This window comes from Litchfieldella rifensis (genome assembly GCF_042646605.1).
GTDB classification, from domain to species: domain Bacteria; phylum Pseudomonadota; class Gammaproteobacteria; order Pseudomonadales; family Halomonadaceae; genus Litchfieldella; species Litchfieldella rifensis.
Genome location: NZ_JBHRUG010000037.1, coordinates 24980 through 37797 on the forward strand (window position 1 = coordinate 24980; position 12818 = coordinate 37797).

Genomic DNA, 12818 nt, shown 5'->3' on the forward strand with positions numbered 1-12818 from the left:
TCTCCTTGATGGAGAGCTTGACGCGGTTGCGGTTGTCGATGTCCAGCACCTTGACTATGACCTCGTCGCCCTCATTGAGGTAATCGCGCACATCGTTGACCCGCTCGGGTACGATCTGCGAGATATGCACCAAGCCATCGGTGCCCGGCATGATGTTGACGAAGGCCCCGAAATCGGCGATGCGCACCACCTTGCCCCTGTAGAGCCTGCCGATCTCGGCCTCGGCGGTGATCGCCAGCACGGTATCGATGGCCTTCTTGGCGGCGGCCTTGTCCTCGGCGTAGATACGCACCGTACCGTCGTCGTCGAGATCGATGGAAGCACCGGTATCCTCACAGATCTTGCGGATAGTGGCGCCGCCCTTGCCGATGACGTCGCGGATCTTCTCCGGGTCGATCTTGATGGTGGCCATGGAAGGCGCGTTCTCGGAGACTTCGCTACGGCTCTGGCTGATCACCTGATTCATCTCGCCGAGGATATGCAGACGGGCCTCATGGGCCTGCTGCAAGGCAGTCTCCATGATCTCCTCGTTGATGCCTTCGATCTTGATATCCATCTGCAAGGCGGTCACGCCGGCGGCGGAACCTGCGACCTTGAAGTCCATATCGCCCAGATGATCCTCGTCCCCGAGAATATCGGTGAGCACGGCGAACTTGTCTTCATCCTTGACCAGGCCCATGGCGATTCCCGCGACCGGTGCCTTGAGCGGCACCCCGGCATCCATCAACGCCAGAGAGGTACCGCACACCGAGGCCATGGAGCTGGAGCCGTTGGACTCGGTGATCTCGGAGACCACGCGGATGGTGTAGGGGAAGTCGTCGTCGCTAGGCAGCATGGCCTGCACACCACGCCGCGCCAGGCGGCCATGGCCGATCTCACGGCGCTTGGGACCGCCCATGAAGCCGGCTTCACCGACGCAATACGGCGGGAAGTTGTAGTGCAGCAGGAAGCGGTCCTTGCGCTCGCCTTCCAGCGACTCGATCAACTGGGCGTCACGCAGGGTACCCAGGGTGGCGATGACGATGGCCTGGGTCTCGCCGCGAGTGAACAGCGCCGAACCATGGGTCTTGGGCAACACACCGACGTTGATGTCCAGCGGGCGCACGGTCTTGTGATCGCGACCATCGATGCGCGGCTCGCCATTGATCACACGCGAACGCACCACGCGCTTCTCGAGGCTGGCGAAGGCGCCGGCGACGTCCTCGGCATCGAACTTGCCCTCGCCGTCGCCGGCGAGCTGTTCGAGGGCTTCGGCCTTGGCTGCTGCCAGGGCGTCCTGACGGGCCATCTTGTCGGTGATGCGGTAGGCATCGCCGACCTTGGTTTCGAAGCCGTTCTTGATGGCCTCCTTGAGCGCGACGTTCTCGGCCGCCGGCTGCCAGTCCCACTTGGGCTTGCCGGCTTCCGCCACCAGCTCGTCGATGGCCTTGATGGCGACCTGCATTTCCTGGTGGGCGAACAGCACTGCGCCCAGCATCTCGTCTTCAAGCAACTCCTTGGCTTCCGACTCGACCATCAACACGGCCTTCTCGGTGCCGGCGACGACCATGTCCAGCTCGGAGGCGCCCAGTTCCTCGACACTGGGGTTGAGGAAATAGCCCTTGTCTTCGGTAAAGCCGACGCGCGCAGCGCCGATCGGACCGTTGAACGGCAGGCCGGAAATGGCCAGCGCCGCCGAGGTGCCGAGCATTGCGGCGATGTCCGGATCCTGATTGCGGTCGGCGGACAATACGGTACAGATGACCTGCACCTCATTCATGAAGCCCTTGGGGAAGAGTGGACGGATCGGGCGGTCGATCAACCGCGAGGTCAGGGTTTCCTTCTCCGTGGGACGTCCTTCACGCTTGAAGAAGCCACCGGGAATCTTGCCTACCGAGTAGGTCTTTTCCTGGTAGTGCACGGACAGCGGGAAGAAGTCCTGGCCTGGCTTGAGGTCCTTCTTGCCGACCACGGTGCATAACACCACGGTGTCGTCCATGGTCACCTGAACGGCGCCCGTGGCCTGACGAGCGACACGGCCCGTTTCGAGAGTGACGGTACTGTGACCGTACTGGAAGCTTTTCTTAACCGGATTCACGGTGACATCCTTTAACTTGTCGATTTCATGTTTGGGTCATTTTGACTCGGCGACCATTTTAGGAGTTCACGGCACCGAGAGCCACCGTTAGCCCGAATATTGCACCAATTGGCTGCGCGATCGTCGCGACAGCCGATGCCGATCCGGGCTAGCACATAAAAGAACAAGCAACCCCGTGGGGTTGCTTGTTCGAGAGTCCTGCGGCATCGCCATGGACTCGGGGCAGCACCAGGCGGCGGCGCCACCCCTGACGGGGACCGTCGATCGCCGATCAGCGACGCAGGCCCAGGCGCTGGATCAGCGACTGGTAGCGCTCGAAGTCCTTGCGCTTGAGGTAGTCGAGCAGCTTGCGACGCTGGTTGACCATGCGGATCAGGCCACGACGCGAGTGGTGATCCTGCTTGTTGGTCTTGAAGTGATCCTGCAGGCCATCGATGTTGGCGCTCAGCAGGGCCACCTGAACTTCGGGGGAACCGGTGTCGTTTTCGCCACGGCCGAATTCCTTGACGATCTCGGCCTTCTTCTCAGCGGTCAGTGCCATCTGTTTCTCCAGTAAGCAATATGCCTGAATGATGAATGTCGGAGACCACGCATATTTGCAGTCTCCACGCCTGCGACCTGCCGCCGTGGCGACGGATCGCGGGTTGCTTCACACACCGCCGCCCGCTTGGGCGACGGAGGTATCCAGCAGGCGCCGGGGAGCGATTTCCCCCGTCGCCTTGACCGTGACCAGGCCCAGGAAGGCCTCGTCACGATAGAGTCTTGCCAGGCTGTCGTCCGCCAGTCCCCGGGTGTCCACCCCCGCCGGCTGGCCATGCAACAGGCGACTCGCCTGTGCCTCGTCGACGGCGATCGACGGCAGGTGCGTGACCAGCACATCGACCGGCAGCAGCAACGCTTCCCGGGCCGCCTGGTCGGACAGCGCCTGGAGAGCCTCCAGGGTCTGCATCTCGTCGCCGGCGAAGGGGCCGGTCTCGAGCCGCCGCAGCGCGGTGATATGCGCCCCACAGCCCAGATCCCGGCCGATGTCTTCGGCCAGGGTGCGAATATAGGTGCCTTTGCTGCACGACACTTCGAGCTCGAAACCATCGCCATCGTGCGACAGAAGGCGCGTATCATAAACCCTCACGCGCCGAACTGCACGCTCGATCGTCTTGCCCTGCCGGGCCAGCTCGTAGAGCGGACGCCCCTGATGCTTCAAGGCCGAATACATCGGCGGCACTTGCTCGATCTCGCCACGAAAACGTTCGAGTACCTCACCTAGCTCGGCCTCGCCGAAGCGCGGCACCGGCAAGCGTTCGATCACCTGGCCCTCGGCATCACCGGTATCGGTGACCTCCCCCAGCTTGATCCGGGCACGGTAGACCTTGTCGGCCTCGAGCAGATGCGAGGAGAACTTGGTCGCCTCGCCGAAGAGGATCGGCAGCAGGCCGGTGGCCATGGGGTCAAGAGTGCCGGTATGACCGGCCTTCTGGGCCTGGAATAGCCGCCTGACTCGCTGCAGGGCATGGTTGCTCGACAGCCCATGGGGCTTGTCGAACAACAGCACCCCGTTGACCGGCAGGCCACGACGACGTCGCGCCATCAGTGCGAGCCCTCATCGTTGCCGTCGTCCGTTGACCCGCCCTCATTCTGACGAGCACGATCGCTGGCCACCGCCTCCTCGATCAATGACGACAACTGCTGGCCGCGCACCACGCTCTCATCGTAGTGAAAACGCAGTTCCGGCACGTGACGCAATTTGATGCGCCGAGCGATCTGGGTGCGCAGGAAACCCGCAGCGCGTTTCAGCACCTTGAGGTTATCCTTGATCCGCGCGGCGTCGTTCTCGCCGAGCAGGGTCACGTAGACATCGGCATAGCCGAGGTCACGGCTGACCGTGACACCGCTGACGGTGATCATGCCCAGGCGCGGGTCCTTGACCTCGCGCTGGATCAGCACCGCCAGCTCCTGCTGCAACTGATCGGCGACTCGATCGGTACGCTTGAACTCACGCATGGGCGTTGCTCCTCGGTCGGCTTACAGGCTACGCTCGACCTTGATCTGGTCGAAGACCTCGATCTTGTCGCCGGTCTGGACGTCATTGTAGTTCTTGACGCCGATACCGCACTCCATGCCGTTACGCACTTCGCTGACGTCATCCTTGAAGCGACGCAGCGACTCCAGCTCGCCTTCGTAGATCACCACGTTGTCACGCAAGACGCGGATGTTCTTGTTGCGGTGGACGGTACCTTCGATCACCATGCAGCCGGCCACGGCGCCGATCTTGGGCGCGCGGAACACGTCGCGAACCTCGGCCACACCGATGATCTCTTCCTTCCACTCCGGTGCCAGCATGCCGCTCATGGCCTGCTTGACCTCGTCGATCAGCTGATAGATGACGCTGTAGTAACGCAGGTCCAGGCCCTCGCGCTCGATGATCTCGCGAGCGGACGCATCGGCACGCACGTTGAAGCCGACCACGATGGCATCACTGGCCAGTGCCAGGTTGGCATCGGTACCGGTGATGCCACCCACCCCGGAGGACACCACGGCGACCTGCACCTCGTCGGTGGAGAGCTCTTCGAGCGCCCCCTTGATGGCTTCCAGCGACCCCTGCACGTCGGCCTTGAGGACGATATTGACCTTGGCCACCTCGTCCTGGCCCATCTGGCTGAACATGTTCTCCAGCTTGGCCTTCTGCTGACGCGCCAGGCGTACTTCACGGTATTTGCCCTGACGGAAGTTGGCGACCTCGCGGGCCTTCTTCTCGTCGGCGACCACCATGAAGTCGTCGCCGGCATCCGGGGTACCGTCCAGGCCCTGGATCTCGACCGGCATCGCCGGACCGACTTCATCGACCTGCTTGCCGAGCTCGTTGGTGAGCGCCCGGACCCGGCCGTAGTGCAGCCCGGCCAGCACGATGTCGCCGCGCTTCAGGGTGCCGTTCTGAACCAGCACCGTGGCCACCGGACCGCGCCCCTTGTCGAGACGCGACTCGACCACCACCCCCTTGGCCGGGGCTTCGGGCACGGCCTTGAGCTCGAGCACCTCGGACACCAGCAGCACGGCCTCGAGCAACTCGTCGATGCCTTCGCCGGTCTTGGCCGAGACGTGCACGAACTGGGTATCGCCACCCCACTCCTCGGAGATCACCCCGTGCTGGGACAGCTCGTTCTTGACCCGGTCCGGATCGGCGCCCTGCTTGTCGATCTTGTTGACCGCCACCACCATCGGCACCTCGGCGGCCTTGGAGTGCTCGACTGCCTCGATGGTCTGCGGCATCACGCCGTCGTCGGCGGCCACCACCAGGATGACCACGTCGGTGGCCTTGGCACCGCGGGCACGCATGGCGGTGAAGGCCGCGTGACCCGGGGTATCGAGGAAGGTGATATCACCGCTCTCGTGTTCGACGTGATAGGCGCCGATGTGCTGGGTGATGCCACCCGCCTCGCCGGTGGCGACCTTGGTGCGCCGGATATAGTCGAGCAACGAGGTCTTGCCGTGATCGACGTGCCCCATGACCGTGACCACCGGGGCGCGGGTGATTTCCTCGCCCTCGTAGGAGATGCCCTCGAGCATCTCGGTCTCGAGTGCGTCGTCCTTGATCAACTTGGGCTTGTGGCCCATCTCCTCGACCACGATCGCCGCCGTATCCTGGTCGATGGTCTGGTTGATGGTCACCGCCGCGCCCATGTTGAACATGGCCTTGATGACCTCGTTGGCCTTGATCGACATCTTGTCGGCCAGGTCGGCGACGCTGATCGACTCGGGGATGGAAACCTCGCGCACGATCGGCTGGGTCGGCTTCTGGAAACCATGCTTGCCGCCGCTATCGCGCCCACCGCGCCGGCTGCCACGCCGTTCGGCGCGCTTGACCTTCTTGCCGCCACCGCGGCGACGCTCGCCGCGCTCGCCACGATCGTCGTCGTCACGTTCATGACGGCCCTTCTTGGCCGCCGCTTTCTTGGGAGTACGACGCGTGTCGCCGCGACCTTCCTTCGGCGGTGCCGGCGGTTCGGCCTCGGCCGGCTGGTCGTCCTCGAGCTGCGGCACCGGGATCTCGGTCTCCGGCTCGGACTTGGCGACCGGCTCGGACTTGGCGACCGGCTCGGACTTGGCGACCGGCTCGGCCTGGGAGACTTCCTCGCGACGCGCGGGCTCCCCTGTCTCCTCGGTCTGGGCCTCCTTGGCCTTGGCCTTGGCCTTGGCCTCGGACTCGGCTGCTGCCTTGGCGGCCTGCTCCGCTTCCGCCTGCGCCTGCTGGGAGTCGGCCATGTCGCCAACCAGCTGGCGCGGCCCTGACGCCTCCGGCTGCGGGGTCGGTTCCGGCTGCTCTTCTTCTTCGCTACGCTTGACATAGGTGCGCTTCTTGCGCACCTGGACTTCGATGGTCTTGCCGCGCTCACCGGTGCGGATGCGACTCTTGGTCTTGCGCGTCAAGGTAATACGATTCTTGGGACCGCGACCGCCACCATGACTCTTGGTGAGGTGATCCAGCAGACACTGCTTGTCCTCTTCGGACACAGCATCACCCTCGGACTGGTGTGGCAGTCCCGCTTCCTTCATCTGCTCCAGCAGGCGGGGGACATCGCGCCCTACCTTGGCTGCAAAATCTTTAACGGTCATTTCTGACATTACGACCCTCCTGAGCCCGTGACCTGTTTACTGTTCGCTCTCGAACCAAGGCGCACGGGCAGTCATGATCAGTGCCGCAGCGCGCTCCTCGTCCATGTCCTCGATGTCCTTGAGATCATCGACGGACTGTTCGGCAAGGTCCTCCATGGTGACGATGCCTCGGCTGGCCAGAATGAAGGCCAAGTGGCGTTCCATCCCCTCCATCTCGAGCAGGTCGTCGGCCGGTTGCGCACCGTCGAGCTGCTCCTCGGAAGCGATCGCCAGGTTCAACAGCTCGTCCTTGGCCCGCGCCCGCAGTTCCTCGACGAGGTCCTCGTCGAATTCCTCGATCTCGAGCATTTCTTCGAGTGGCACATAGGCGATTTCCTCGAGGGAGGTGAACCCCTCCTCGACCAGGATTCGCGCCATTTCCTCGTCGATCTCGAGGTGATTGATGAAGTGCTCGACCAGGCTGTCGATCTCCTGCTCGCGCTTGCCCTCGGCTTCCTCCTCGGTCATCACATTGAGCTTCCAGCCGGTCAGCTCGGAGGCCAGACGCACGTTCTGACCACTGCGCCCGATGGCCTGGGCGAGGTTGTCCTCGGCGACGGCGACATCCATCGAATGAGTGTCTTCGTCGACCAGGATAGAGGCGACATCCGCCGGCGCCATGGCATTGATCACCAGTTGTGCCGGGTTGTCATCCCACAGGATGATATCGACCCGCTCGCTGCGCAGCTCGGTGGATACCGCCTGCACCCGCGATCCTCGCATTCCGACGCAAGCACCGACCGGATCGATGCGCCGATCGTTGGTCTTGACGGCGATCTTGGCCCGCGAGCCGGGATCACGGGCCGCGCCCTTGATCTCGATGAGCTGCTCGGCGATTTCCGGCACCTCGATCTTGAACAATTCGATGATCAACTCGGGACAGGTCCGCGACAGGATCAACTGCGCTCCCCGGGCCTCGGCATCGACCTTGACCAGCAGAGCACGCACGCGCTCGTTCATGCGGTAGCGTTCGCCAGGGATCATCTCGCTGCGCGGCAGGAACGCCTCGGCATTGTCACCCAGATCGATGATCAACCCATCACGTGTGGTTTTCTTGACGATGCCGGCGACCAGTTCGCCTTCCCGCTCGGCGTACTGACGCACCACCTCGGCCCGCTCGGCCTCACGCACCTTCTGCACGATGACCTGCTTGGCGGTCTGGGCCGCGATGCGACCGAAGGCGGCATTTTCGATACGCTCCTCGACCACGTCGCCGAGAGTCAGCGGTGTATCGCGTCGTTCGGCGAAGGATTGCTTGATTTCGGCATCGGGGTTCTCGAACTCGTCGTCCTCGACCACCACCCAACGCCGGAACGTCTCGTAATCACCGGTGGAGCGGTCGATCTTGACCCGAACACTGACCTCCTGGCCCTCGAAGCGCTTGCGTGATGCGCTCGCCAGAGCGGCTTCCACCGCTTCGAAAATCACGTCCCGGGGCACGCCCTTTTCATTCGAGATCGCATCAACGACCATCAGAATCTCTTTGCTCATGCCTTTGCCTCGCCAGAAAACCAGTCCTTATGCATCGATCTCATGCGTCGCCTCAATCCTCGAACTGGGGCACGACTCGTGCCTGATCGATTGCGTCTATGGGAAAGCAGTACTCTTCGTCCTCAAGCTGCAACAACACATCGTCACCCTCGACCCCGGCCAGCAGACCCTGAAACTTGCGACGACCCTCGAAGGGAGTACGCAGTTTCAAGGCAATCACATGGCCCGTGAAACGGGCAAAATGGTCGAGGGTGAACAATGGACGGTCCATACCAGGCGAGGACACTTCCAGGCGGTATTCGCCGGCGATCGGATCCTCGACATCGAGCACGGCGCTCACTTGCCGGCTGATACTGGCACAATCCTCCACCGACACCCCATCGAGGCTGTCGATATAGATCACCAGTCGGGAATGTTTGCCCTGGGAAAGATAGTCGATTCCCCAGAGTTCGAAGCCCATGGATGTCACCACCGGCTCGATGAGCGCATACAGCGCCGCGTCCTTGATTGCCACAGACGAAGACTCCTACAGCCGTTGCATCAGGCACCTGGCCAGGAGTTCAAGAGGAAGCTAGGTGGCTGATTGGCATTGCTGTTAACATCTGAACGGTCAACAGATGAGCTGCTAACAAAAAGCCCCTTCACTGGAAGGGGCCTTTTACAAGAAACCTTTCACACCATTCACCGAGGCCCCTCGATAAGGCAACACCTTCGGCGAAATGGTAGCGGGGACCGGATTTGAACCGATGACCTTCGGGTTATGAGCCCGACGAGCTACCAGACTGCTCCACCCCGCATCATACAGGTCGGCGATTATAAGAGAGGCTCACGAATTAGTCAAGTACGCGAGGCATCGCCAGGGTGCCAATCTTGCGCTGAACGACCGATGACACATGGTGCTCAGTTGGTGCCGAAGGCGGGACTTGAACCCGCACGACCATACGGTCACTACCCCCTCAAGATAGCGTGTCTACCAATTCCACCACTTCGGCATCGGGGAGCACATCGAAAAAATCGGCGACGTCAGTCGCTGCTTTCTTCCAGTACTGGCGCGGCATTATCCACGTCACTCGACTCATCGTCAAGGGTCGGCACGTTTCTTTGCTGCTCGATCACGCGGGCATCGGGCACACCGGCCTCGGGTGCCTGCCTGGCTTCGGAGGCAAAGTAGGCCAATGCCAGCGAGGTGGCGAAGAAAGCCGCCGCGAGAACGGCCGTCAGCTTGGACAAGAAACTACCGCTGCCGCGCGATCCGAACACGGTCTGCGAGGCTCCGCCGCCGAAAGCGGCGCCGGCTTCGGCGCCCTTGCCCTGCTGCAGCAGGACAAGAGCGACCAGGGCGATGGCAATCGCCACATGGGTCATGAGAATGGCAACTTGCATGAGTTCAACCTGCTGACTGACAAATGGCTAGAAAATCGTCGACCTGTAGTGAGGCACCGCCCACCAGGCCGCCGTCGATATCGGGCTGCGTAAGCAACTCGGTGGCATTGGCAGCCTTCATGCTGCCGCCGTACAACAGACGCAGGTCTTCGGCCAGCGTCGCATCGTATTCCCCGAGCCGGGCACGAATCGCTGCATGCACCGCTTGCGCCTGCTCAGGGGTCGCGGTCCGACCGGTGCCAATGGCCCATACCGGCTCATAGGCAATGATCACCCGTACGCGCTCGTCGGGCTCCAGGGCATCGAAGACCGCCATCACCTGGCCCAGCACCACGGCCTCCGTGCGCTCCGCCTCGCGCTCCTCGAGGGACTCGCCGACGCACAGGATCGGCGTCAGGCCGACGGTCAAGGCAGCGCGCACGCGTGCCAACACGGCGGCATCGTCTTCGTGAAAGAGGTTACGGCGTTCGGAATGCCCGACCAACACATAGCGCGCCCCCGACTCGATCAGCATATCGCCACTGACCTCGCCGGTGAAAGCGCCCTTCGCTTCCGGATGCAGCGTCTGAGCGCCAACCGCCAGCGGTGTATCGTCGAATGCCCGACGGGCAGCGTCCAGATACGGCGCCGGCACCATCAGCGCCACCTCGACGGCCGGCAACCGCGCCTCGGCAAAGGTGCGAGCGAAGTCCTCGACCAGCGCCAGTGACCCGTTCATCTTCCAATTGCCGGCAATCAGCGCCGTACGCATAAGCGGTCCTCTTTCAAGGTGGAGCGAAATGGTATAGGAGCGGCCCTGGCATGACAACTGGAGCAGAGGCCCTCTTCCTTACCCTGCCCCACGGCCGCATCATGCCAGGCACCCGATTCAGCCGAGCAGCGACTCGACATCGCTGGCGATACGCTGCGCCAGCGCCGTCACATCCAAATGCGGTCGCCCTTCGACCATCACCCGGATCAACGGCTCGGTGCCCGAGGGCCGCAGCAGGACACGCCCATCGTTGCCCAACTCCGCTTCCACCGCGGCCACCGAACGCTTCAGGTCATCGCTGGTCATCAGTCTCTCGCGGTCGGCTTGCGGCGACAGGCGAACATTGACCAGTGCCTGGGGTGCCTTCTCGAACCCGTCCAGCAACCGGGCCAGTGACACACCCTCGCGCACCATGATCGCCACCACCTGCAATGCCGAGACGATGCCGTCGCCGGTGGTCTGCACATGGCCGCAGACGATATGCCCCGAAGACTCACCGCCGAGCTGCCATCCGTTGGCAACCAGCCGCTCCATCACATAGCGGTCGCCGACCTGGGTGCGCTCGAAGGGCACGCCCAGGTCTTCCAGTGCCGCAGCGAGACCGAAGTTGGACATCAGGGTACCGACCACGCCGCCACCCAGCTCCCCGCGCGCATGCCGATCGCGCGCGATCAAGTAGAGGATGTCATCACCGTCGACTTCGCGGCCGTCGGCATCGACCAGCAATACCCGGTCACCGTCGCCGTCGAAGGCGATGCCGAGATCGGCCCCCTTGCCGATCACCGCCGCCCGCAGGCTCGCCGGGTGGGTCGAGCCCACCTCCTGGTTGATGTTGAGGCCATCGGGGGTGCTGCCGATCAGGCTGACCTCGGCGCCCAGCTCGCGGAACACACTGGGAGCGATGTGATAGGTGGCGCCATGAGCACAGTCGAGCACGATCTTGAGCCCATGCAGGCTAACCCGGTCAGGGATCGTCGACTTGCAGAATTCGATATAGCGACCCGGCGCGTCGCTGATCCGCACCGCCTTGCCCAAGGCGTCGTTGGCAACCGTGGTCAGCGGCTTGTCGAGCTCTTCCTCGATACGCAACTCGATCCCGTCATCGAGTTTGGTGCCCTCGGCGGAGAAGAACTTGATGCCGTTGTCGTCAAAGGGGTTATGCGAGGCCGAGATGACGATGCCGGCGTCGGCCCGGAAGGTCCGGGTCAGATAGGCGATCCCCGGGGTCGGCATCGGGCCCAGCAGCGACACGTCGACACCGGCGGCCGACAGTCCCGCCTCCAGGGCCGATTCGAACATGTAGCCGGAAATCCGGGTATCCTTGCCGATCAATACCTTGGCCCGGCCACCCCGGGCCAGCACCCGCCCCATGGCCCAGCCCAGCTTGAGCATGAAATCCGCGGTAATGGGGTACTCGCCAACGGTCCCGCGAATGCCGTCGGTTCCGAAATAACGTCTTGTCATGTTTCCAAGCCTTCCTGTAGCACGGCCCAGGCCATATTGACTGCATCCACGCTGGGCCCGACATCGTGGACACGCAGAATCCGCGCACCGCGTTCGACTGCCATAGCGGCCACAGCCAGCCCTCCGGCCAATCGCTCCTCCACCGGTCGCTCCAGCACCTTGCCGATCATGCTCTTGCGCGACATCCCCGCCAGCAGTGGCAGGCCCAGTGATTGCAACCGATCCATGCGATTGAGCAAACGCAGATTATGTTCGACAGTCTTGCCGAACCCGAAGCCCGGATCGAGAATCAAGCGCTCGCGTCGCAAGCCTGCGGCTTCGCAGGCAGCGACGCGCTCTTTGAGGAAAGCCATCACGGCATCTTCCACACTCTCATCATAGTGCGGAGCCTGTTGCATATCACCCGGCTCCCCCACCATGTGCATCAGGCATATCGGCAAGCCGCTGCAAGCCGCCGCCTGCAGGGCACCCTCGCGGCGCAGCGCACGCACGTCGTTGATCATGCCGGCGCCGAGCGCCGTCACTTCACGCATGACCTCGGGGGCACTGGTATCCACCGACACCAGCGCATCGAGTTCGTGCACCAGGCGTTCGACCACCGGCGCCACCCGGTCCAGCTCCTGCTGTATGGGTACACTCACAGCCCCGGGACGGGTCGACTCGCCACCCACGTCGATGATCGCCGCACCTTCGGCCAGCATGCGCTCGGCGTGGCGCAAGGCATCGTCGGTCACGGTATGCCGGCCGCCGTCGGAGAAGGAATCGGGAGTGACATTGAGGACCCCCATGACGCGAGGGTAAGAAAGGTCTAGCCGGTGCCGGCCACAATGTAAAATAACCGTTGTCGAAATGTCAGTCATGACGCTGGGTCCTGCCGATGAGAGGCCTGCTGCGCCGCGTGCCGCGGCAGGTGTCACTCGCGAAAAAGGCCCACTGTAATCAGGCGCCGTCCGGGGCGCAAGAAGGCGCCCTCGCGGGGCGCCTTCGCTTGCTGCATCGGGACCG

The 12818-nt window shown here is 63.1% G+C and carries 11 protein-coding genes and 2 tRNA genes; all 13 read right to left on the bottom strand.

All coding sequences use genetic code 11. From position 1 onward, the window contains the following. Nucleotides 1–2077, bottom strand: a 2077-nt coding sequence (gene pnp, locus ACFOEV_RS18430) for a polyribonucleotide nucleotidyltransferase (RefSeq protein ID WP_386776363.1), incomplete at its 3' end; no start/stop codon positions are given. Nucleotides 2078–2348: 271 nt separating this feature from the next. Next, the gene (gene rpsO / locus ACFOEV_RS18435; protein ID WP_016419040.1) at nt 2349–2618 is read right to left on the bottom strand and encodes a 30S ribosomal protein S15; all 270 of its coding nucleotides are present in this window, start codon (nt 2616–2618) and stop codon (nt 2349–2351) included. 108 nt (nt 2619–2726) lie between these two features. Next, nucleotides 2727–3662 (bottom strand): tRNA pseudouridine(55) synthase TruB, encoded by a 936-nt coding sequence (gene truB, locus ACFOEV_RS18440; protein WP_386776364.1) that lies wholly within the window; start codon nt 3660–3662, stop codon nt 2727–2729. Beyond that, complete coding sequence (rbfA, locus tag ACFOEV_RS18445) at nt 3662–4075, bottom strand: 30S ribosome-binding factor RbfA (protein WP_386776365.1); 414 nt, start codon at nt 4073–4075, stop codon at nt 3662–3664. The genes truB and rbfA overlap by 1 nt, the downstream gene beginning before the upstream one ends. A 21-nt stretch (nt 4076–4096) precedes the next feature. Next, nucleotides 4097–6694: a translation initiation factor IF-2 gene (infB, locus tag ACFOEV_RS18450; protein ID WP_386776366.1), complete on the bottom strand. Its 2598-nt coding sequence runs from the start codon at nt 6692–6694 to the stop codon at nt 4097–4099. Between the two features lie 27 nt (nt 6695–6721). Further along, nucleotides 6722–8215: a transcription termination factor NusA gene (gene nusA, locus ACFOEV_RS18455; protein ID WP_386776367.1), complete on the bottom strand. Its 1494-nt coding sequence runs from the start codon at nt 8213–8215 to the stop codon at nt 6722–6724. A 52-nt stretch (nt 8216–8267) separates the two neighbouring features. Then, the gene (rimP, locus tag ACFOEV_RS18460; protein ID WP_386776368.1) at nt 8268–8729 is read right to left on the bottom strand and encodes a ribosome maturation factor RimP; all 462 of its coding nucleotides are present in this window, start codon (nt 8727–8729) and stop codon (nt 8268–8270) included. Between the two features lie 206 nt (nt 8730–8935). Continuing rightward, nucleotides 8936–9012, bottom strand: a tRNA-Met gene (locus ACFOEV_RS18465). A 108-nt stretch (nt 9013–9120) separates the two neighbouring features. Then, nucleotides 9121–9207: transfer RNA gene (locus tag ACFOEV_RS18470), tRNA-Leu, on the bottom strand. A gap of 31 nt (nt 9208–9238) precedes the next feature. Then, on the bottom strand, nt 9239–9598 hold the full coding sequence (secG, locus tag ACFOEV_RS18475) for a preprotein translocase subunit SecG (RefSeq protein WP_386776369.1): 360 nt from the start codon (nt 9596–9598) through the stop codon (nt 9239–9241). A 4-nt stretch (nt 9599–9602) separates the two neighbouring features. Further along, the gene (gene tpiA, locus ACFOEV_RS18480; protein WP_386776370.1) at nt 9603–10349 is read right to left on the bottom strand and encodes a triose-phosphate isomerase; all 747 of its coding nucleotides are present in this window, start codon (nt 10347–10349) and stop codon (nt 9603–9605) included. 117 nt (nt 10350–10466) lie between these two features. Then, nucleotides 10467–11813 carry a phosphoglucosamine mutase gene (glmM, locus tag ACFOEV_RS18485; RefSeq protein WP_386776371.1) on the bottom strand — a complete coding sequence of 449 codons (1347 nt, stop codon included), beginning with the start codon at nt 11811–11813 and terminating at the stop codon, nt 10467–10469. Then, nucleotides 11810–12601, bottom strand: a complete 792-nt coding sequence (gene folP / locus ACFOEV_RS18490; protein WP_386776372.1) for a dihydropteroate synthase — start codon at nt 12599–12601, stop codon at nt 11810–11812. Before folP ends, glmM begins: the two co-directional genes overlap by 4 nt. Between the last annotated feature and the right edge of the window lie 217 nt (nt 12602–12818).

What these genes read in the sequence shown, in the direction of transcription:
- rpsO (WP_016419040.1), bottom strand. Translation starts at nt 2,618, where the DNA reads ATGGCACTGACCGCTGAGAAGAAGGCCGAGATCGTCAAGGAATTCGGC.
- truB (WP_386776364.1), bottom strand. Translation starts at nt 3,662, where the DNA reads ATGGCGCGACGTCGTCGTGGCCTGCCGGTCAACGGGGTGCTGTTGTTC.
- rbfA (WP_386776365.1), bottom strand. Translation starts at nt 4,075, where the DNA reads ATGCGTGAGTTCAAGCGTACCGATCGAGTCGCCGATCAGTTGCAGCAG.
- infB (WP_386776366.1), bottom strand. Translation starts at nt 6,694, where the DNA reads ATGTCAGAAATGACCGTTAAAGATTTTGCAGCCAAGGTAGGGCGCGAT.
- nusA (WP_386776367.1), bottom strand. Translation starts at nt 8,215, where the DNA reads ATGAGCAAAGAGATTCTGATGGTCGTTGATGCGATCTCGAATGAAAAG.
- secG (WP_386776369.1), bottom strand. Translation starts at nt 9,598, where the DNA reads ATGCAAGTTGCCATTCTCATGACCCATGTGGCGATTGCCATCGCCCTG.
- tpiA (WP_386776370.1), bottom strand. Translation starts at nt 10,349, where the DNA reads ATGCGTACGGCGCTGATTGCCGGCAATTGGAAGATGAACGGGTCACTG.
- glmM (WP_386776371.1), bottom strand. Translation starts at nt 11,813, where the DNA reads ATGACAAGACGTTATTTCGGAACCGACGGCATTCGCGGGACCGTTGGC.
- folP (WP_386776372.1), bottom strand. Translation starts at nt 12,601, where the DNA reads ATGGGGGTCCTCAATGTCACTCCCGATTCCTTCTCCGACGGCGGCCGG.